Source organism: Bacillus sp. OV166 (genome assembly GCF_900177675.1).
Taxonomy (GTDB): domain Bacteria; phylum Bacillota; class Bacilli; order Bacillales; family Cytobacillaceae; genus Neobacillus.
In genome coordinates this window covers 2,382,993-2,404,179 of sequence record NZ_FXWM01000001.1, presented here as the reverse complement: position 1 = coordinate 2,404,179, position 21,187 = coordinate 2,382,993, and the positions used below count along the sequence as shown (strand labels likewise).

17 protein-coding genes are annotated in these 21,187 nt (G+C 38.5%); 3 read left to right on the top strand and 14 right to left on the bottom strand.

All coding sequences use genetic code 11. The features are described 5' to 3' along the window. Positions 1-369: 369 nt before the first annotated feature. On the bottom strand, positions 370-1,773 hold the full coding sequence (gene thrC / locus CCK98_RS11455) for a threonine synthase (protein WP_088086699.1): 1,404 nt from the start codon (positions 1,771-1,773) through the stop codon (positions 370-372). Positions 1,774-2,075: 302 nt separating this feature from the next. Then, a complete protein-coding gene (locus CCK98_RS11450) occupies positions 2,076-2,363 on the bottom strand; it encodes a putative quinol monooxygenase (protein ID WP_088086698.1) in 288 nt (95 codons plus the stop codon). Between the two features lie 297 nt (positions 2,364-2,660). Between CCK98_RS11450 and CCK98_RS11445 the strand changes: the two genes are divergently transcribed. Further along, positions 2,661-3,767, top strand: a complete 1,107-nt coding sequence (locus CCK98_RS11445) for a GntR family transcriptional regulator (RefSeq protein ID WP_088086697.1) — start codon at positions 2,661-2,663, stop codon at positions 3,765-3,767. 190 nt (positions 3,768-3,957) lie between these two features. On the opposite strand, the gene ftsZ is transcribed toward CCK98_RS11445, so the two are convergent. Then, complete coding sequence (gene ftsZ / locus CCK98_RS11440; protein ID WP_088086696.1) at positions 3,958-5,109, bottom strand: cell division protein FtsZ; 1,152 nt, start codon at positions 5,107-5,109, stop codon at positions 3,958-3,960. A gap of 369 nt (positions 5,110-5,478) precedes the next feature. Then, positions 5,479-5,649, bottom strand: coding sequence for a hypothetical protein (locus CCK98_RS35250; protein ID WP_179195766.1), 171 nt, complete (start codon positions 5,647-5,649; stop codon positions 5,479-5,481). Between the two features lie 496 nt (positions 5,650-6,145). Between CCK98_RS35250 and CCK98_RS11435 the strand changes: the two genes are divergently transcribed. Then, the gene (locus tag CCK98_RS11435) at positions 6,146-6,844 is read left to right on the top strand and encodes a hypothetical protein (RefSeq protein ID WP_088086695.1); all 699 of its coding nucleotides are present in this window, start codon (positions 6,146-6,148) and stop codon (positions 6,842-6,844) included. 239 nt (positions 6,845-7,083) lie between these two features. On the opposite strand, the gene CCK98_RS11430 is transcribed toward CCK98_RS11435, so the two are convergent. Then, positions 7,084-10,167, bottom strand: coding sequence for an MMPL family transporter (locus tag CCK98_RS11430; RefSeq protein WP_088086694.1), 3,084 nt, complete (start codon positions 10,165-10,167; stop codon positions 7,084-7,086). Between the two features lie 240 nt (positions 10,168-10,407). Between CCK98_RS11430 and CCK98_RS11425 the strand changes: the two genes are divergently transcribed. Beyond that, positions 10,408-10,953, top strand: a complete 546-nt coding sequence (locus tag CCK98_RS11425) for a TetR/AcrR family transcriptional regulator (RefSeq protein ID WP_088086693.1) — start codon at positions 10,408-10,410, stop codon at positions 10,951-10,953. A 272-nt stretch (positions 10,954-11,225) separates the two neighbouring features. Here the strand turns inward: CCK98_RS11425 and CCK98_RS11420 are convergent, their stop codons facing one another. From CCK98_RS11420 to CCK98_RS11380, 9 genes are all read right to left on the bottom strand, one after another. Continuing rightward, a complete protein-coding gene (locus CCK98_RS11420; RefSeq protein ID WP_088086692.1) occupies positions 11,226-11,876 on the bottom strand; it encodes a 3-oxoacid CoA-transferase subunit B in 651 nt (216 codons plus the stop codon). 29 nt (positions 11,877-11,905) lie between these two features. After that, a complete protein-coding gene (locus CCK98_RS11415; protein WP_373408530.1) occupies positions 11,906-12,592 on the bottom strand; it encodes a CoA transferase subunit A in 687 nt (228 codons plus the stop codon). A 72-nt stretch (positions 12,593-12,664) separates the two neighbouring features. Then, positions 12,665-14,197, bottom strand: a complete 1,533-nt coding sequence (locus tag CCK98_RS11410) for an acyl-CoA carboxylase subunit beta (protein ID WP_179196014.1) — start codon at positions 14,195-14,197, stop codon at positions 12,665-12,667. A gap of 40 nt (positions 14,198-14,237) precedes the next feature. Continuing rightward, positions 14,238-15,020, bottom strand: coding sequence for an enoyl-CoA hydratase (locus CCK98_RS11405; RefSeq protein WP_088090369.1), 783 nt, complete (start codon positions 15,018-15,020; stop codon positions 14,238-14,240). Between the two features lie 13 nt (positions 15,021-15,033). Then, positions 15,034-15,960: a hydroxymethylglutaryl-CoA lyase gene (locus CCK98_RS11400; RefSeq protein ID WP_088086690.1), complete on the bottom strand. Its 927-nt coding sequence runs from the start codon at positions 15,958-15,960 to the stop codon at positions 15,034-15,036. A gap of 32 nt (positions 15,961-15,992) precedes the next feature. Further along, complete coding sequence (locus CCK98_RS11395) at positions 15,993-16,205, bottom strand: acetyl-CoA carboxylase biotin carboxyl carrier protein subunit (RefSeq protein WP_088086689.1); 213 nt, start codon at positions 16,203-16,205, stop codon at positions 15,993-15,995. 11 nt (positions 16,206-16,216) lie between these two features. Continuing rightward, a complete protein-coding gene (gene accC, locus CCK98_RS11390) occupies positions 16,217-17,578 on the bottom strand; it encodes an acetyl-CoA carboxylase biotin carboxylase subunit (protein WP_088086688.1) in 1,362 nt (453 codons plus the stop codon). A gap of 210 nt (positions 17,579-17,788) precedes the next feature. Continuing rightward, positions 17,789-19,756 carry an acetate--CoA ligase gene (locus CCK98_RS11385; protein WP_088086687.1) on the bottom strand — a complete coding sequence of 656 codons (1,968 nt, stop codon included), beginning with the start codon at positions 19,754-19,756 and terminating at the stop codon, positions 17,789-17,791. A gap of 232 nt (positions 19,757-19,988) precedes the next feature. Then, complete coding sequence (locus CCK98_RS11380; RefSeq protein WP_088086686.1) at positions 19,989-21,128, bottom strand: acyl-CoA dehydrogenase; 1,140 nt, start codon at positions 21,126-21,128, stop codon at positions 19,989-19,991. Positions 21,129-21,187: the final 59 nt, after the last annotated feature.

Genomic DNA, 21,187 nt, shown 5'->3' with positions numbered 1-21,187 from the left:
CCCCTTTAATAATTAATAGAGTAAACCATTTGTTTTATATATAAAACAATGTTACTATTAATTATAATATTATATTGTATTTTAATAATAGTCAATAATATTCAGACAATTTGTTTCGATAAAGTAAAATAGTTTTATATACAAAACAAAAAAAGTATTGTTTCATTGAAGTTAACAATGAAACAATACTTTTTTCTTTTTCATCAATACTTTTCCCTGTATATCCCATAAAACCGGATAAAGAATCTGAAATTTCACGTGCCTTCATTCAGCCTGATTAAAAATCCCTTTTCTGCATTTTTTTCATCTTTGTGGACTAATAATCTAAACTATAGTTCTAGATTCTATACCATGAACCTATTTTATGATTTACTTAGCAGAAAAACTAAAAAGCTTTTCTAATTTCCGTACAATTTCATCTTTATCCGCCTCAACAACTTCTAGATGCTGCGGTTTATTAAACAGTTGACTTATTTGTTCAGGGAATGTCTGCTTAATATCACAACGTTCAATGGATTCATTAAATTTTGCTGGGTGAGCTGTTGCAAGTGTGACACAAACCTCACTAGGCTTATTACAACTTTCGTATGCAGCGACCCCACAAGCCGTGTGTGGATCTAATAAATAACTAGTTTCAGCATGGTACTTCGTAATTGTTTGTAAGCATTCTTCCCCTTCAACTCCATGTGCTGCAAAATCCTCTTTTACCTTTCGGAGCAGTTCCTCGTTCACAACAATTTTTCCTTCTGACTTGAATTTCTCCATTAAGGCAGATACTTCGTTTGGATTTTCACCAAGCAAGTAGTACAAATAACGCTCAAAATTGCTAGCTACTTGAATATCCATAGAAGGGCTATACGTACTGCGGAACTCACCAGGCATGTACACCCCATCAGAGATAAAATCTTCTAAAATGTTATTCTCGTTGGTCGCAACGATGAGTTTACCAACCGGCAGTCCCATTTTCTTTGCAAGATAACCAGCAAAAATATCTCCAAAATTTCCAGTCGGCACACTGAAGTTAACGCTCTGTGAACCTTTCTCTTTTGTTACTTGGAAATACGCATAGAAATAATAAACTGTTTGAGCCATTATACGAACAAAGTTAATGGAATTGATCGCACGCATATGGTATTTGTTTTTAAAATCCACATCTGCGAACAATTCTTTGATGATTCTTTGACCATCATCAAACGTCCCTTTGATGGCTAAATTCAAAACACTTTTATCATCAACAGTTGTCATTTGTAATTCTTGTACCTTACTTACTTTGCCATGTGGGTGCAAAATGCAAATGCGAATACCTTCTTTTCCTCTGACACCCTCAATCGCTGAGGCACCCGTATCCCCTGAAGTAGCGCCGAGAATATGAATTGATTCACCTGTTTTCTTTGATACATAGGAATATAAATTCCCTAAGAATTGCAGAGCAATATCTTTAAAAGCAAAGGTCGGACCATGGAACAGTTCTAGCACATACATGTTTTCCTTCAGCTTTTGAACAGGTGTTACTTCTGGGTGGCGAAAGGTTGCATAGCTTTTCTCGATTAAAGCCTTTAGCTCATTGTCTGGAATTTCACCATCAACATAATAGGAAAAGATTTCGTATGCTAGTTCCTGATAAGTTAACTGGGACATTGCTTCTAACTTATCTGCAGGAATTTGTGGGATTTTCTCAGGGACTAAAAGTCCCCCATCATTAGCTAATCCCATTAAGACTGTATCAATAAAACCAATTTTATTTACATTTCCGCGTGTACTAACAAAGTTCATAGCATCCTCCAAGGTTATATTAAAAGTTTTTACTATCCGATAAAATTTGCTAACGAGGGTTTCCTATATTATTTTCGTTTAGCTATAATATATAAAATTCATTTTAATACATAATTTAGCGAATAGTCTATAAATTGTCGTTTAAGAAAGCATATTTTTTCTCAATTTCTAAATCAGGCACCATCCTCATGGGAGGAAGATGCCCGGGACAAGAAGAATATGTAAGTACTTTCCTTTTTAACCTCTCCTAAGTGGAGATTCAGGATTCCTCTCCATAAACTTGATTCAATTTCCATCGGGGGTTATTTTACTTCTCTATAAAGGTTGATTTCTGTACTTTCTCGAAGTTTTCTAAGCTCTGGAACAATTTTCATAACATGTTCACTTTTATTATGTTGATTTAAAGCCTCTTCATCCACCCATTCTTCGAGCATAGTAAGGATGGTCGGATCATTGATATCTTGATGAAGTGTGTACGTTATACAGCCTTTTTCTTTTCTGGTTTCTGACACAACTTCTCTTGCCAAAATAAAATATTCTTCTACCTTTACACCTGGTTTTAGTTTTGCTTTACATACAACTTTAATCATTTTATTAACTCCTTCTCTTTTTTATTATTGCCTTATTACGGAACATAGCTCAACTTTATAATAACATGATTTTCGATATAGCTTTACACTGTGCACTCTATGATTACATATTCAAAAGCTTGATCTATACAAATTCCAAAAGCATCACAAATAATAGGTCAGCCGCAACTTATACGTATAATGCTAGTAAATTATCTCATGGTCAATCTCTTGTTTTTTTGTTAATATTATTTTATTAAACATGTTGTACGCACAAGTAAATAAACTTGCTTCCAAGTTGAAAGTGGTGTAATCCAATTGGCTCAACAAACTAAATATAATATGGTAAAAGAAAAGATAACAGAATGGATAACTAGCGGTCAGGTAAAACCTGGGGATAAGATTTATTCTGAAAATGAACTTGTCAAAATGTTTGGTGTAAGCAGACATACGATTCGTCAAGCTATCGGGGATTTGGTTCATGAGGGATGGCTATACAGAGAACAAGGTGCTGGTACCTTTTGTTCCAATAAGTTATGGAATGAAAAGCCTCAAATCCAGCATCAATCGAGTAATGGAAAAAATATCGGAGTTATAACCACCTACATTTCTGACTATATTTTCCCTTCCATTATCAAAGGAATTGAATCATATTTAACAGCTGAGGGATATTCTTTAACCTTTGCATGTACGGATAATGATGTTGAGAAAGAAAAACAATGTTTACAAACGATGTTAAGCAGGAACATTGACGGTCTTATTGTTGAGCCTACTAAAAGCAGCAATTACAATCCTAACATTCATTACTATCTGGAATTAGAACAGAACCATATCCCATACTTAATGATTAACCAATTCTATCCCCAGCTTATGCCTCCTCATATCGTTGTGAATGATGAACACGGCGGATTTGCGGCTACTGAACATTTAATTAAATTAGGACATGAAAAGATAGTTGGACTTTTTAAAACGGATGACCTCCAAGGGGTAAATCGTATGCAGGGCTTTATCCGCGCTTTCAGAGAGCATGGCATCACATTTTTCCCGGAGATGGTGATTACCTTTACCACCGAAGAAAAAGATAGCAGATTATTAGAACGATTAGAAAAATTTTTCAATGCAGATTCAATCCCTTCAGCAATTGTTTGTTACAATGACCAACTGGCCTTACAAATATTAAATATGTTAAGAGAACTTGGATTAAGTATTCCTGATGATGTTTCAATTGTTGGCTATGATGACTCCTTTTTAGCAGAGGCATCAGATGTAAAACTAACATCAGTAACCCACCCAAAAATGCAAATGGGGATTGATGCTGCAAAATGGATTGTTGCTGCGGTCGAAAAAAAGGACAACATTCCTCCATCCATCGTATACGAGCCTGAGCTTGTAATTAGAAGTTCAACCACTGTATTGAAAAAATAACAAGTGAAGAAATTATTTTAAAGTTAACTCGAAGACGCTTTCGTAATGTATTTTTCAACACATTACGAAAGCGTCCTTTATTTAATTTAAAGAGATATATTAATTCCAGAATCTTTCATGAGGACATGTTCTATTAGATTCTACAAGTTTTGTCAGCATGACCCTTACATATGAAATTCAGATGTTATATTTATAAAAATCGTTTTTTTCGATTGCGCAAGAACGCTGGTATATTCAGAGATTCTTCTGACTGTTCTGAGTGTCTTTCATAATCTTGAACTGGTTCGCCTCGGTTTATTGGTTCACGCTGTTTACGTTGTTCCCTTTGATATGGATTAGACATTTCTTCCATTAATGGCTGGGAAAGCGGTTGTGCTAATATCTCCTCTTGCTCAGTGAATCCAGTGGCAATAACAGTTACGATAATTTCTTCTTCTAAGTTTTCGTTAATGACCGAACCAAAAATCATATTTAATTCCTCATGAGAAGCAGAAGCAACTATATCGGCTGCCTCCTGTACTTCAAAAAGACTTAAATTATTTCCACCAGTTATGTTCATGATCACACCATGAGCTCCATTGATGGAAGTTTCAAGTAAGGGACTATTTAAGGCTTTCTGCGCAGCCTCAACAGCACGATCTTTACCTTTTGCAATACCAATTCCCATTAAGGCAGTTCCCTTATGGGACATGACCGTTTTCACGTCAGCAAAATCAAGGTTGATTAGCCCTGGCACAGCAATTAAATCGGAAATCCCTTGAACACCCTGGCGTAGTACATTATCCGCTTCACGGAAAGCTTCAATCATGGGTGTTTTTTTATCTACAATCTCTAATAATCGATCGTTGGGAATAATAATTAAGGTATCTACTGCTGCCCTCATTTCGTTAATTCCACTTTCTGCGTTAGATGCACGCTTTTTGCCTTCAAACTTAAACGGACGTGTTACAACACCAATAGTCAGTGCACCAAGATTGCGGGCAATTTCTGCTATGGCAGGCGCTGCCCCTGTGCCTGTACCACCGCCCATACCGGCTGTAACGAAAACCATGTCTGCGCCTGCTAACACTTCTTTTATTTGCTGTTTGCTTTCTTCCACAGCTCTTCTACCTATTTCCGGGTTTGCCCCTGCTCCCAAACCTCTTGTCAATGCAGTACCGATTTGCATCGTGACCGCTGCTTTTGATTGATTAAGAGCTTGTGCATCTGTATTAACGGCAATAAATTCTACACCCTCAACTCCTTCGTCGATCATTCGATTCACGGCGTTGTTTCCCCCGCCCCCAACACCGATAACTTTTATCTTGGCGAGTTGGTCCATATTTGTATCAAATTCTAACATTTTCATTCCTCCGCTATAGTAGATTAGGTGACAGGAAATTTTACTATTGCTTTCTAATTATTTCAGAGCAAAACCTTAATCCTTATAAAATCCTGAAGGAAAAAGATATTGGACAGGTTAGGTTCTTCCCCTCTAATTAAAGTTGCTTGTATGACCTCTTATGATAATAAAGGTATTTATTATGAACTAGTTTTTAGTCTACTTAACCTAAATTTTCTTGTCCAGTTAAGATTAACCTATTTATAAGTTTAATAAATGGGAAAAAACCACCCTTAAATAAGAAAAGGATGAGGAATTTTTCTTATTTATTTTTGCTTTTAATCAAAAAAAAGGAAACCAGTGCGTATTCACATTGGTTTCCACTTTGATTCATGCCTTTAATCGATTATTAAAATGAACAAGCCGGTCTAAATCTGCAACCATTCTAAGACAATTAATATAATCCTTTTTACGGCGTTTTTCGACTCTCATTCTCACTGTATGATGTCTTCTGTAATCTTCATAACCTACACCATGTGCACTATACATCGCTTTTTCCATTTCGCTCGTATAACTTAATTGTAAATGATTGATAACAAATCATTCCTTTCAGTTCTTTTCCCCTGGGCGAATTGTTCTTTTACGTAGGTTTCATCTTATCATTGAATTCTAAGTCACACAAAGTCAAAAAACCGGTGTATTTTGCTGTATATAGGATTGTCATTCAAACTCGAGAATATATCACTGACATCCTTACTTTTTTAGCCATATCCTTCCATATAGTGCACAACCTAAAAAAAATTCCAGAAAAAAGAATCTAACAGGATTTATAAAATATACTCAATAATAGGCTGTAATTTGTCGTTTTAGAAAGCAGAATTTTATCATTTACATGTTTCGATAGTAGATTTACTCATAATTTAGGAGGATCCATCGCATTTCATAGGAAAGTGACGATGAAAACTCTTTCTAATCATACAGGAATGTGAAGAACGATATTGAATTATACACCTACAAGGAAAATAATCTTGTAACAAATCGGAAAGGTTGTGAGTTTATGAGACTCTCGAATGTGCAGCCTAAGAAAAACTTCAGTTACATCTTCGTTCAATTTCCAGGGATGAAAATGAATGTCCCTATGCTTTCTGACGAAGAAGGAACGGTGATGAAAGAAGATGTTGCTTTATGTGTTCAATTAAACAGTAAAGAGAAGGTAAATCAATTATTCTTTGTACGCACCCAGAGTATAAAACCTTTTGATTTTACAGATGAAGGAATTGGAGCAAAAGCATATTATCGAGTCATTAAGCAAAAAGAAAACTCTCAAGACTCACACACGAAAGAACCCGAAGAATTCGTCACGTTTATCACAGATGAAGTAAACATTTTACAAAAGAAAACTGAAACAGGATATAACTTCATCTTGGTTGTAAACAAACATGAAATCGGAATAGTCGCTTCGATTGAAGAAGAAGTTTTCCAAACCGAGAAAGGACTATTAGTACTTAGTGAGAAAGTGAAAGAGCGTGTCACTGTTAACACAGATAGCAAGAAAAATATGAATGCCATCGTAAGGAGGAAGAAAAAGAGGATAATCATGGGAGGTAATGTCTTTCAGAATCATGTAGTTCTTGAGCCGATCCGAATTGCTTTGGAGGACGTTAAAAGAAAAGTTAAAGTATTTTCTCCTGCCGCATTAGATTTCATCGGTCCAGGTGATCAGAACCCATCCAATTTAATGTCGAGGAGGTGTTGATTAGGATTGTCCTTTCGGAAAAAACTTCATACTAGTAAAATCGAAACAAAAGGATTAAATGGATAATCCTTTTCGATAAATAAACTTTAGGAAAGGAATGAATTATTGGCTTAAGCCTAATAATTACTAAGGAAAACTAACGAATCCATTTTATTATAGGGACTTAACCAACGAGTTAAGTCCTTTTTACTGTTCAGACAATTACATACTCAGAATTTTGATGCCGTGAAACATAGTAATTATAGTACTTTTTCTTCCAAACTTAAGTCATCTGCCTTTTTTCTTGAAAATAAATTGGCAAGAGCATCTGGCATGGCAATCATCGCCGGCAAAAAGACAGGAAGTAGTACAAAACAAAGCACTACGAGGCCTGTAATGACAGCGATCGCCAATTCAAACAAAAGCAGGATTCCGGAAGGCATTAGTGTAGCAAAAGTACCGCCAAGTATGATGACTGCGGATATGATTACCCCACCAGTCTGCCTGGAAGCCAACACGATTGCCTCTTTTGGCGACAATTGTGGATATTCCTTAAAGCGCATCATCAGGAATATACTATAGTCCACTCCCAAGGCAACAATGATAATGAATGAGAAAAATGGAACGAACGAAGATATACCTTCAAATCGCAATAAATCTATGAAAATATAATTTATCATGAACATGGCTGAATAGTATGCTCCAATAAGAGACCCAGTTATGAAAACCGGTATCCAGAAAGATCTTATCACAAAGAACAGCACAAGTAATACTCCAATAATTACTATAGCTGTTGTTTTATTCAGATCCCTGCTCAATATTTTATTCATATCATTTGTAGTGGCACTTGGTCCTGAGACACCAAACTTTGCCTGTGAAAGGACTGTGCCTTTAAGTCCATCAGAAACAGTTGAATTTATTTTATTAATCGTACTTAAAGCTTCTTTTGAATAAGGATCAGCTTTTAAAACAATAATCATCTTAGTAATTTTTCGATCATTGGACATAAACGCGTCTAATGATTTTTTGAAGCTCTTGTCCGTCAAGGCTTCCTTTGGAATAAAGAATGTTTTATTTGTTTTAAATTGCGTTAAGAAACCATTCGTTTGTCCTAATCCGTCAGAAATTTGCTCCAATCCGCCGTTAACATCGGACAGCTTTTGACCAAAAGTACTGAATCCATTAAGGCCGTCTACAAGTTGCTGCTGACCTGATTTCATCTGCCCCAGCCCATCGGTTACACTGTTCATATTTGTAACGATTGTGCCTATTCCTGAAGATGCTTTCCCAAGGCCGCTTTCGAGTTTTTTCAAACCATCGGCCATTTGGGAGAGACCGCTGCTTATTCTTACAAGATTTTTATTTGCTGTACCAAAACCAGAAGTTACTGCATTATAATTTTCATTTAATGCTCTAATTCCTTCTGGTGTAATTTGGTTTAAAGATGAAGATAACTGATCTATTGTTTGCTTTAATGCTTGGTAATTAGCATCATTCTCTGAATCTGAATAACTATTTCCTAGAGCAGCCACCATTAGTTGCATTTGAGAAAGTGCACCTTTTACACCAAGAAGAGCCCTTGCCGCATCTTGGTAGTGAGTTCCCATCTCTTTGTAACCAGACTGCATTTCCCCATAATTATCAGCTAATACAGCTACTCCATTACTCATCTTTGAGAGATTCGTTTCTATGGCCGCTATACCATTGCTTATCGTTTGTGAATTACTTGCCCCATCATCGATACCAGCCTGGATTTGCTTTAATCCATTGGTTAAGGCAGCCACACCATCTTGAAGCTTTGCCGTACCATCCACCATTTGGCTAACCTTTGAAAAGTCTGCTGATCCAAGTTTTTCTTGAGCCAGCTTTAATCCATCATTTATTTGATCCACACCATTTTGAGTTTTTGAAATACCATCCGTAACGGACCCCATTTGACTATCGATGTAAAAATCCTCAATTTGCTTTCCCTGAGGTTGTGTTACCGAAGAAACCTGATCCACACCATTAATACTCTTCAGTCTTTCGGTAATGTTATCAATTACGACAAGAGATTCATTAGTATCAAGGGCTTCACTATGTTCAATAGCAACAGTAGCAGGCATGGCCTGGCCTTTACCAAAATGCTCTGCAATTAAATTAAAGCCTTTAGTGGAAGGATATTTATTTCCAAGTTCTCCAATGGTATCAAAGTTAAGCTTTTCCTCATGTAAATACACCATCGGTCCGATGATTAAAAGAATTAAGACCACTGGTAGAAGAGGATGCTTTGTTGCATAGGAGGATGTTTTACCCCAGAATTTGTTTTCCTTATGTCCACCAACATTTTTGGAAGGCCAGAAAAGTTTTTGACCTAATACTTTCATGATGAAAGGTGTTAGTGTCAAAATTTCCAACAATAGAATCGTTACACCGATTACCACCACAACACCGGATTTATAAATAGGCGATTCAGCAAAAACGAGAGCAAGGAAAGCAATAAAAACAGTGAGAATACTATAAGCAATTGTTTTCCCAGCCGTTTTATAGGTATTTACGATGGATTCATCGATCGAGTGGCCTAGGGATAGCTCCTCCCTAAATCGATTAAAAAGTAGTATGTTGTAATCTGTACCTATCCCAAAGAGAATCAGTACTAGGAGCATTTGCGTAAGACTTGTAATCGGAAATCCTGCTTTATCAATTAATTGAGCTGCAATTCCCATGGAACAAAGATAGGAAAAGGCTACAGCCACTAAGGATATCAAAGGAGTAACTACTGATCTAAACGCAATGACAAGTACGACTAAAATAAAGATAACTGTCAATGCAGCACTTTTCTCTACACCACCTTGAGATGCCTTCAGATAATCATTATTGATAAAGTCTTCACCACTTAGGTAATATTCCACAGGTACTTGATTGAGTTTGCTATCCAGTTCTTTTTTTATATCATCTACTTCCCTTGATTTCTTATCAAGCTTAAAGCTGACCATAAGAGTGGTGCCATCCTTAGAAACTAACGAGCTTTTGGCATCCGGCATACTAAAAGGATCAATCATATCTGTAATCCCTAGCACTGTGCTGCTATCGCTAATGTCCTTGACAGCATCACCGATTTTGTCCATTTCTTCATCTGAAATTTTATCTTTATCATAAAAAACGATAAGATCGTTGGTACCCTTAGCCGTATCGATCTTCTTTAGAATATTATCTGCGACCACTGAGGGGCTATTACTATTTGCACCTTGCTGCCCTTGTTGTCTTAATATTGCATTGATGCCTGGCTGAATAACTGTAAGCACGATCGTCGCGATTAGCCATATAGAGAAAATAGCCCAACGGCCTTTTATAATCTTTCTCACCTTATACCCTCCCAGATAAATTCGTTTAAAATATTTATTTTTCATACAACACATTAAAACAACTAGTTATTATTTAAACACTCCGTTGATTTAATGGCATGAAAAAAGTATATTAAATCTAATGGAAGGTAACAATAAGCAATTTGAAAACATGTGTTATTAAACCGACAAATCTTTTGTATTTTGTTCAATAAAATACCTATTGAAAAAGATTTGGTTTTTAAAGAGGAGGAGTATTATATGGTTGGCGTAAAAGGAAACCGGCGAACATTGTATAGCAAAAAAGTAATTATTGATGCTTTTTTAATGCTGCTTCAAGAAAAAACCTTAAATAAAATTACAGTTACCGATATTTGCAAAGAAGCAGATATTAATCGTGGAACTTTTTATTCTTATTACAATGATCCGTTTGATTTAATGAGAAGTATCGAGGAAGAAATGATAGAGAAGTTGATGAGTACCATTAATATTTCTGGAGACGAATCTCTTCAAAATATGCTTAATGAAATATTTAATTTGATCCTTGAAAATAAAGAGCATTGTAAAATTATTTTTAATGAAAAAACTAGCTCTCATGTGCTAAGCACCATTTTGAATTCTGCTTATGAAAAAAAAATCGAAGATATAAAAAAACAGTTTCCAAATGCTAATGAGACTCAATTAGAATATTATTTCACCTATATAACTGGAGGAACAATTGAAATCATACGAAAATGGATTAATGATGATATGAAAATTCCTACTGGAGAAGTTATACGTATCTTAGAAAGTTTGTACGAGACCTAGTCTCAAAACTTTTTAAATGATTAAAAGATTGAATTTGCACAAACCTGAAACCATATTTTGAAGCTCAAAATACATAACTTATTTCTACCAAAACAACAATAAGGCCATCAATTAGTGACCTTTCATCGTTGTAAAACATAAGTTCTTGAAATAATATCAAAAAACCGCACGAGTGATAAAATCCAGTGCGGTTAATTTATAATAGTTTTTGATGGAACCGTGTGAGAAACCCCTAATAAAATTTATCCTATCACTGGGACCAGTCCAATCTTTTAATTAACTAGTAATTCGACACCAATTTTAAATGAAGCCTCCGTTTTTTCAATAACTTCCTCAACCGATACTCCGTCCTGGGTTTCCACGAGAACCATTCCTTCCGGAGTGAAATCAAATACAGCCAAATCTGTTATTAAACGGTGGACCACTTCTTTTCCAGTAAGGGGAAGTGAACACTCTTTTTTGACCTTTGATTCTCCGTGCTTATTAACATGTTCCATAATAACCACAACACGTTTTGCGCCGTTTACTAAGTCCATGGCTCCGCCCATTCCTTTGACCATCTTCCCTGGAATCATCCAATTAGCCAAATCTCCTGTTTCAGAAACTTCCATTCCCCCTAAGATAGCAAGGTCGATATGACCGCCGCGAATCATTGCAAATGATTCTGCACTGTCAAAAAAAGAAGCACCAGGTACAGCAGTTACCGTTTCTTTTCCCGCATTTATTAGGTCGGGGTCTTCTGTACCTTCAACAGGATAAGGTCCAATGCCCAATAAGCCATTTTCTGATTGAAGCAAGACGTTGTATTCGCTTGGAATTTCATTGGCAATAAGGGTAGGGATCCCAATCCCTAAATTTACGTTCATTCCATCTTCAATTTCTTGAACCGCACGTTTTACAATGGTTAACCGCGCATCCTTCAATCTACTCACTCCTTGTCTCTTTTAAACTATTAGGCTTGTACTACTGTACGTCTTTCTATCCGTTTTTCATAGTTTGTTCCGAGCAGCACACGTTGAACGTAGATTCCTGGCGTATGGATTTCTTCTGGATTTAAATCTCCTACCCCAACGATTTCCTCGACTTCTGCAATTGTAATTTTCCCGGCCATTGCAGCCAATGGATTAAAGTTGCGTGATGTTTTTCGGAAAACAAGGTTTCCAAGCGGGTCGGCCTTCCAGGCTTTCACCAGGGCAAAATCGCCGACAATTCCCTCTTCTAATAAATAGGTTCTTCCTTTAAACTCCTTGTGCTCTTTTCCTTCTGCAATTGGAGTTCCCACCCCAGTAGCCGTATAAAAACCAGGTATTCCGGCGCCGCCGGCACGAATTCGTTCAGCAAGCGTTCCTTGAGGGACTAGTTCGACCTCAAGCTCACCGCTTAAAAACTGCTTTTCAAAAATTTTATTTTCACCGACATACGATGAAACCATTTTCTTAATTTGCTTATTTGCAAGCAGCAGACCAAGCCCCCAATCATCAACACCACAATTATTGCTAACGATTGTTAAATCCTTCGTTCCTTGATCTCTTAAGGCAAGAATTGCTTTTTCCGGAATTCCGCACAGTCCGAAACCACCGACAATGATGGTATCGCCATCTGAAATATCTTGTATTGCTTCCACAAAGGAGTTTACAATTTTTCCATTCTTCACAGGATCCGCCTCCTTATTAAGATAAAGTCTCTTAAAATAGAAATTAACTGTTAAAAATTAGACCGGATATACAGAATGTTTTCGTTCTGAAAAAATGAGATATTTTGAAGAGTATGCCTCAAAACGATTAACAAGCTCTTTACGTAATGAGTTTGCTGGAATAATACCGTCGATCACCATTTCGGAAGCTAGATGGTAAATATCAATGTCCTCTTTATATTCCTCACGTTTTTGTTCTATGAATGCAGTTCGCTCCTCTTCAGGAAGCTCTGCAATTTTATTAGCATAAACGGCATTAACTGCTGCTTCTGGTCCCATAACCGCAATTTGAGCAGAAGGCAATGCAAGACAAGCATCCGGTTCAAATGCAGGGCCAGCCATTGCATAAAGACCAGCTCCATATGCTTTACGTACAATAACAGAGATTTTTGGAACACTTGCTTCAGCCATTGCTGAAATCATTTTCGCACCATGACGTATGATTCCTGCCCGTTCTACCTTTGTACCTATCATAAATCCAGGCACATCAACTAAAAACAAAAGGGGAATATGGTAGGCATCACAAAGATTAATAAATTTTGCGGCCTTATCTGCTGAATCGTGGAATAATACCCCGCCTTTAACACGCGGCTGATTGGCAATGATTCCGACAGGTTTCCCATCCATGCGGGCAAGTCCTGTAATAAGTTCGCCAGCAAAAAGTTTTTTGATCTCAAAGAAGGAGCCTTCATCAATAATCCCGTTTATTAGATCATGCATATTAAATGGTGCATTCTGATTAGCCGGAATCAGCTCTTCTAATGGTTTTTTCAATGGTTTAGGAGCCACAGACTCACGAACTGGCGGTTTCTCTGAAAAATTAGCAGGGAAATAAGAAAGATAGTTTCTTGCCATTGAAATGGCTTCTTCTTCATTTTTTGCAAGAACATCACCACAGCCTGAAACAGAACAGTGCATGCGCGCGCCGCCCATTTCCTCCAAGGTTACTTTTTCACCAATAACCATTTCGGCCATTCTCGGTGATCCCAGGTACATCGATGCATTTTTATCAACCATAATAACAATGTCACAAAAAGCTGGAATATAGGCTCCACCAGCAGCAGATGGTCCAAACAGAATACAGATCTGAGGAATTTTACCTGAAAGTTTTACTTGATTGTAAAAGATTCTTCCTGCCCCACGACGCCCAGGGAACATTTCCACCTGATCCGTTATCCGCGCTCCAGCAGAATCTACCAAGTATAATAATGGTACCCGAAGTTTTTCAGCTGTTTCTTGGATACGAATGATTTTCTCAACCGTCCGAGCTCCCCAAGAACCGGCTTTGATCGTTGAATCGTTAGCCATCACACAGACAAGCTGGCCATTAATCTTGCCCATCCCTGTCACAACACCATCTGCAGGAAGATCCCCCGCCATGCAGTTTGCAAATAGCGCATCCTCCAGTTCAAAGCCAGGATCGAATAATAATGATAAACGCTCGCGAACGAACAGTTTTCCCTGCTCTTGGTTTTTTTCGTGATATTTGGGAGCTCCGCCCTTTTTAATTTGTTCGACTCGATCATTCAGAGTTTGTTGTAAAGGTTTCATATCCACTGTCATTATTTTTCCTCCTATTAATCTAGTTTTCTTATTCACCATTGTAGATTGGGGTGCGTTTCTCCTTAAAAGCCTGTAATCCTTCTAAACGATCTTTTGTTGGCATCGTCACTTCATAGGCATTTTGCTCAATGGCAAGACCGGTGTTTATATCAACATCATAGCCTTTATCGATTGCGAACTTTGCTTGTGCAACGGCAATCGGGCCATTCCGAACAATTTGTCCTGCAATTTCTAATGCTTTATCAATTAAGCTTTCAGCAGGGACCTTATACTCTACTAATCCAATCTCAAGGGCTTCTTTTGCATCAATTCGTCTTGCAGTGAAAATCAGCTCTTTTGCACGTCCCTTTCCTACTAATCTTGGTAAACGCTGTGTTCCGCCTGCACCAGGAATAATTCCCAAAGATGTTTCCGTCAGTCCAAGTTTCGCAGTTTCAGAGGCAATACGGATATCACAAGCGAGCGCTAGTTCAGTTCCTCCGCCAAAAGCAACGCCGTTCACTGCCGCTATAACCGGTTGTGGTAATGATTCTAAAGAGTTGATAGTTTCACGGATCAAAGAAACCGTCTTCCTCACCTCAACTGGATCCATTCCAGCTCGTTCCTTTAAATCAGCTCCCGCACAAAAAGCTTTCTCCCCAGCCCCTGTAATGACGATACAGCGGACTAATCGATCATATTTACAGGTAAGAATGGCGCCCTTGAGCCCCTCTAACATCTGTAAGGATAAAGCATTAGCAGCTTCCGGCCTATTTAAAGTAATCATCACGATTCCGTTTTCCATCTTGTTAACTAATATGGTTTTACTCATGATCTCACCTTTCTCACAAAGCATTTCCAAGCTTTCCACTCAGCTTGGAACTCGCGGCTTGAAAACTTTTACTTGGTAAAGGTCTACCAAGTTTCTCCTGAATGAATTGGGATGCATGAAGCAGCTTTTGCTGATCAGCACCAGTGTAAATTCCCATCCCGTGAAGCATATAGAGTAAATCGTCTGTTGCCACGTTTCCGGATGCTCCAGGCGCATAAGGACAACCTCCTAGGCCGCCAAGCGAAGAATCAAAAATGGTAATTCCCATTTCTAACGATACTAAGATGTTGGCCAAAGCCGTTCCACGTGTATCATGAAAATGCATTGCTATTTTATCTGCTGGAAATCTTTTTAATAAAACTTCCAACACATTTTGAACTTGCCTTGGATTTGCCACACCGATTGTGTCCCCGAGAGACAACTCTGCAATACCCATTTCAAATAATGTTTCGGACACTCTTATGACCGCATCGATATCAACATCACCTTCATACGGACAGCCAAAAACAGTAGAAACATAACCTCTGCTTAATTTTCCTGCTGAAATGGTTTCTCTGACCAAATCCCGTAACACAGGGAAAGTCTCGCCAATCGTTTTATTGATATTTTTTAGGTTATGTGTTTCGCTTGCTGACATAAACACTGCTACTTCATCAATGTTCGCTTTAAATGCCCGTTCCAAACCTTGAAGGTTAGGAACGAGTGCTGTATAGGTGACACCAGGCACTTTGGTAATGCCAGTAGCAACGGCAACTGCATCTGAAAGTGCAGGAATCCATTTGGGATTAACAAAAGAGGTAATCTCAAGATGTTTTAGTCCACTATCTGACAATTGATTAATCCAAACAATTTTATCTTCTGTTGATATAAATGCCTTTTCGTTTTGCAATCCATCACGAGGACCAACCTCTTTAATCGTTACACCTTCCGGCCACTTCATTGTTTCATCTCCTTTCCACCTATATCCAGGCTTTATTCAACTACTACAATGACGTCGCCTTCATTAACAAAGTCGCCTTCGTTCACTTTCACTTCTTTCACCGTTCCATCGAATTCAGCTGCAATTGGAATTTCCATTTTCATCGATTCTAAAATCACTACATCTTGGCCCTCTTCTACCTGATCTCCAGCTTTAACTAATACCTTCCATACATTTCCTGCCATGACTGCAATTACTTCACTCATGATAATTCCTCCTATTTTACGTTATTTTTTTTTTTAGTTTTTAAATGCTTGTTAACAAAGTCTGTTGTCGTATCACCTGAATGGAATGCTGAGTGGGCAATAACCTCTTGCAGCATTGGGATATTTGTTTTAATACCTTCAATATGATAATCAGCTAATGCAGCTTGCAGACGATTTATTGCCTCTTCACGATTGCTGCCTTTGACGACAAGCTTAGCAATCATTGGATCATAAAAAGGTGTGACTGCGGATTGACCGTGAATGGCTAATTCATGTCGAACTCCAGGACCGTTCGGCAACTCTAATTTTGTTATTTTTCCAGGTGAAGGGAAAAATGTTTTGGGATCTTCCGCATAGATTCTAACCTCAATGGCATGACCCTCACGTTTTACGTCTTCTTGAGAAAATTTCAGAGCTTCACCTGCAGCAATTTGTAATTGTTCTTCAACTAAATCCAAACCTGTAATTTCTTCCGTAACAGGATGCTCTACTTGTAAACGGGTATTCATTTCAAGAAAGTAGAAGTTTTGCTCTTCATCAACTAAGAACTCGATTGTTCCTGCATTTTTATACCCAATTGATTGGGCCGCTTTTACTGCAGCCTCCCCCATCTTGGTACGAGTTTTTTCAGTAATAAACGATGATGGGGCTTCCTCTACGACTTTTTGATGACGGCGTTGGATCGAACATTCACGTTCCCAAAGGTAAACGGTATTTCCAAAACTGTCTGCCAAGATTTGAATCTCAATATGCCTTGGATTTTCAACAAATTTTTCAATATACATTGCTCCATCGCCAAAGAAATCAGTAGCCCGCTTTTGGTTCCCCGCAAATGCTTTTCGGATTTCATCCCCGTTATGGACCACTTGCATTCCAATTCCGCCACCGCCTGCGGAGGCTTTTAGCATAACGGGATAACCGATACGTCCCGCCGCTTCGACCGCTTCCTCTTCATCTGCCAATGGGTAGGTAATCCCTGGAACGACAGGTACACCTGCTCCCTCCATCGCTTTGCGTGATTCAATCTTACTTCCCATTTTAGAAATAACCTCTGGAGAAGGCCCGATGAATACAAGTCCTGCTTCCTCACAGCGGCGGGCAAAGTCCGTATTTTCAGACAGCAAGCCATATCCCGGGTGAATAGCCTCCGCTCCTGAAACCTGAGCGACCTCTAGAATTTTATTGATATTTAAATAGCTTTCTGCTACACGGGAACCTCCGATTAAATAGGCCTCATCTGCCATTTTTACATGGGGAGCATCCGCATCAGCCTCTGAGTATACTCCAATTGTGGTAATCCCTAAGGCTTTGCATGTACGGATTACACGGACAGCAATTTCGCCACGATTAGCAATTAAAACTTTTTTGAACATGCCTTTCCACCCTTTCTATCTTCTATTTAAGAAGGTTCAAAACTCGTCAGCATTACAAATGCTTAAACTGTGATGATTAAGGAGATATGTAAAAATCTAACAATTCATTTTGCAACATTCTTTACGTTTATCTTTTACTCTTAATCTAGTAATATGGAACCAGTCATTTGCCGGTTATTTTCCTGACAAATGACTGTCTCTAATTAATAATTATTTAACTGATGACTTTTCAGCAACTATTTTTTGGATTTGTGCAACCGTCGTCGGGTCTTCTAGTCCTGTAATGTCGCCGGAAACCTTTCCAGATACAACAATTTCCTTTAATAAGCGGCGCATGATTTTTCCGCTGACTGTTTTCGGCAACATATCTGTAAAAATAATTGATTTTGGGGTTGCAATCTTACCAATTTGTTGAATGATGTGATTATTTATTTGTTGTTTTAATTCCTCTGTTCCTTCATAGCCATCGGCCAAACGGACAAATGCGAGCGGAACTTCTCCTTTAATTTCATCTGGGATTCCAATGATTGCGCTTTCAGAAACACCCTCACATTCAAGTACAGCACTCTCCATCTCCATTGTACTTAAGCGGTGTCCGGCTACATTAAATGCGTCATCTGAACGTCCAACTACCCATAAATATCCATCATCATCTATTAATGCTAGATCGCTAGCATAATAGCAGCCATCCACTTGGCTATAATAGGATGCGTAATATCGTTCTGGTTCTTTCCAAAGTGTCCGGCATAGCATAGGAAATGGTTTTCTAATAACCAGATTTCCTAAGACACCAGGTTTAACTGGATTGCCTTCTACATCAACGATATCCATAACCGCACCTAAAAATGCAGTACCTGAGGAACCTGGTTTCATCGGCGTCAGCCAAGCTGCTCCAGCTATAGGCGATCCCGCTGTTTCGGTTTGGCCCCAAGTATTATTGATATATACCTTCTTCTTTCCTAAAACTTCATATGTCCAATGCCAGGTTTCCGGATCGAAAGGTTCTCCAACAAGGGAAATGACATCGAGGCACGATAAATCAAATTTCTCTAATGCCTTTTCTCCCATACTTTTTAACATCCTTAATGCTGTTGGGGCAGTAAACAGTTTATTCACCCTGTATTTTTCAATGATTTGATAAAAACGATCTTTTGTTGGATAATCAACAGCCCCTTCAAAGACAACGGTTGTTACACCATTCGCTAAGGCGCCTGTAATTCCCCAAATATGCATGGTTAACCAGCCGATATCCGCGGTACACCAGAAAACATCGTCTTGATGGTGATCCATATGATACTTGGCATATGTGTAATTCTGTGTGACAAAAGCCATGCCGGAATGCACGACGCCTTTTGGTTTACCTGTCGTACCACTTGTATAAAACACAATGCCGCTCTCATTCGCTTCTATTCTCTCAGGTTCACAAACGATACTAGCCGCTTTTGTCTGCTCATGCCACCAGTAATCCCGGCCATCTTTCATTTGAACCTCAGAACCTAATCGGTCGACAACAATGACTGCTTCAATCGATGGAATAAATGGTACAACATGATCAACTTTTTCTTTTAAAGGAATGAATTTACCCCGACGTTCTGTTGCATCCGCAGTGATCAATACTTTTGGCTCAAAATTGATGAGACGGTCTGTCAATGATTTTTCCGAATATCCTGAGAAAATTGTATTGTAAATAGCACCAATTCGAAAACAAGCTAAAACGGAAATAAAGGCTTCGGCCAGATTGGGAAGAAAAATAGCAACACAATCACCTTTTTTTACACCAAATGATTTAAGAACATTCGCAAAACGATTTACTTCAGCAAGAAGCATATTATACGTGTAAAATTTGGTGTCCCCGTTTTCACCCTCCCAAATGAGAGCGGTCCGGTTTCCTGCGCCATTTTCTACATGCCGATCAAGTAAATTTACACTTGGGTTACTAATGCCGCCGGCAAAAAAGCGAAAATCGGGAAGCTGTCCACTAATGGTTTCATTCCATGGTTCATACCAAACAAGTTCGCGGGCTGCACGATCCCAAAATTTAGCAGGATCTTCTTGTGATTGTTTAAGAAGTTCTTGAAATGCTTCACTGCTCCCAATGGAGGTTGAACAGACTTTTTCTTCTTCTGGATAAATGAGTTTACTATTTGATACTACTTGTAAAATTCCACTGATATCCATGTAATGGCTCCTTTAACAATTTTTATTTAATCACTATGTCTCTACTAGACAGTTGATTTCCGCTCCAGGCGCTTCGCTTTCCGCGGGCGTGCCGGGGAGCCTCCTCGTCGCTTCGCTCCTGCGGGGTCTCCCCTGCCCCGTACTCCCGCAGGAGTCTTCGCGCCTTCCGCTCCAATCAACGTAGTCTTAAGATCAACCATCACCTTTAACACAGCCATCCTAAAATAATTCATTAACATCCAATTTGTTTGGCAATAACCATTCGTTGAACTTCAGATGTTCCTTCACCAATTTCCAAGAGTTTCGCATCACGGAAGAATCGTTCCACTTGATATTCCTTCATATATCCATATCCGCCATGAATTTGAACGGCTTGATCACATGCTCGCATGCATATTTCCGAAGCAAATAATTTCGCAAATGCCGCTTCCTTTTTAAAAGCTCTTCCTTGATCCTTTAACCAAGCTGCTTTAAAAACCATATTCCGGGCTAATTCAATATTCATTGCCATGTCAGCTAATTTAAATTGGATTGCCTGGAAGTTGGCTAAACTCTTTCCAAACTGTTTTCTTTCTTTTGCATATTGAAGAGCTTTTTCATAGGCTCCTTGAGCAATACCTACAGCCATGGCACCGATTCCAATTCTTCCGCCATCAAGCGTAGCTAAAAATTGCTTGTAACCGTTTCCATCTGTTCCCAGCAGATTTTCTTTTGGAACCCTTACATTCTCTAAGATAAGTTCTGTGGTATTTGAGGCATGCAGACCCATTTTTTCGTAGTTGTCGATTACAGTGAATCCTGGAGCATTTGTAGGAACAATAAATGCGCTGATTCCGTTGATTCCTTTTGAGCGGTCTGTTACCGCTGTCACTGCAAGGTGATTAGCATAGCTTGCATTTGTAATAAAACATTTTGAGCCGTTAATGACCCATTCATCTCCATCAAGAACTGCTGTTGTTTGGGTTCCCCCTGCATCGGAGCCTGCATTCGGCTCAGTTAATCCAAATGCTCCAAAAGACTCTCCCGTACAAATTGGTGTTAAGTATTTCTCTTTTTGCTCATGTGTACCAAATAAATTAAGAGGAGCTCCTCCTAATGATATATGTGCTGAATATGTAATTCCTGTTGATGCACAAACACGACTAAGTTCTTCAACGACAATTGCAAAGCTGATCGTGTCAGCCTCACCTCCACCGTATTGTTCAGGAAAAGGCAGACCCATGATCCCTAACTCTGCTAATTTTGCAAAAATTTCCTTAGGGAATTCCCCCGTTCGATCACGTTCATCCGCTCCAGGAGCAACTTCTGCATCAGCAAAATCTCGAACTAACTTGCGTATCATCTCTTGTTCTTTCGTTAAATCAAAATTCATTTATCTTCAACACCTTTCTAAATATTCCGATTGTTTCAAGCAAAAAAAATTAAGCCTCC

What these genes read in the sequence shown, in the direction of transcription:
- CCK98_RS11385 (WP_088086687.1), bottom strand. Translation starts at nt 19,756, where the DNA reads ATGGATATCAGTGGAATTTTACAAGTAGTATCAAATAGTAAACTCATT.
- CCK98_RS11380 (WP_088086686.1), bottom strand. Translation starts at nt 21,128, where the DNA reads ATGAATTTTGATTTAACGAAAGAACAAGAGATGATACGCAAGTTAGTT.
- accC (WP_088086688.1), bottom strand. Translation starts at nt 17,578, where the DNA reads ATGTTCAAAAAAGTTTTAATTGCTAATCGTGGCGAAATTGCTGTCCGT.
- thrC (WP_088086699.1), bottom strand. Translation starts at nt 1,773, where the DNA reads ATGAACTTTGTTAGTACACGCGGAAATGTAAATAAAATTGGTTTTATT.
- CCK98_RS11450 (WP_088086698.1), bottom strand. Translation starts at nt 2,363, where the DNA reads ATGATTAAAGTTGTATGTAAAGCAAAACTAAAACCAGGTGTAAAGGTA.
- CCK98_RS11410 (WP_179196014.1), bottom strand. Translation starts at nt 14,197, where the DNA reads ATGAAACCTTTACAACAAACTCTGAATGATCGAGTCGAACAAATTAAA.
- ftsZ (WP_088086696.1), bottom strand. Translation starts at nt 5,109, where the DNA reads ATGTTAGAATTTGATACAAATATGGACCAACTCGCCAAGATAAAAGTT.
- CCK98_RS11435 (WP_088086695.1), top strand. Translation starts at nt 6,146, where the DNA reads ATGAGACTCTCGAATGTGCAGCCTAAGAAAAACTTCAGTTACATCTTC.
- CCK98_RS11400 (WP_088086690.1), bottom strand. Translation starts at nt 15,960, where the DNA reads ATGAAGTGGCCGGAAGGTGTAACGATTAAAGAGGTTGGTCCTCGTGAT.
- CCK98_RS11425 (WP_088086693.1), top strand. Translation starts at nt 10,408, where the DNA reads ATGGTTGGCGTAAAAGGAAACCGGCGAACATTGTATAGCAAAAAAGTA.
- CCK98_RS35250 (WP_179195766.1), bottom strand. Translation starts at nt 5,649, where the DNA reads ATGGAAAAAGCGATGTATAGTGCACATGGTGTAGGTTATGAAGATTAC.
- CCK98_RS11405 (WP_088090369.1), bottom strand. Translation starts at nt 15,020, where the DNA reads ATGAGTAAAACCATATTAGTTAACAAGATGGAAAACGGAATCGTGATG.
- CCK98_RS11395 (WP_088086689.1), bottom strand. Translation starts at nt 16,205, where the DNA reads ATGAGTGAAGTAATTGCAGTCATGGCAGGAAATGTATGGAAGGTATTA.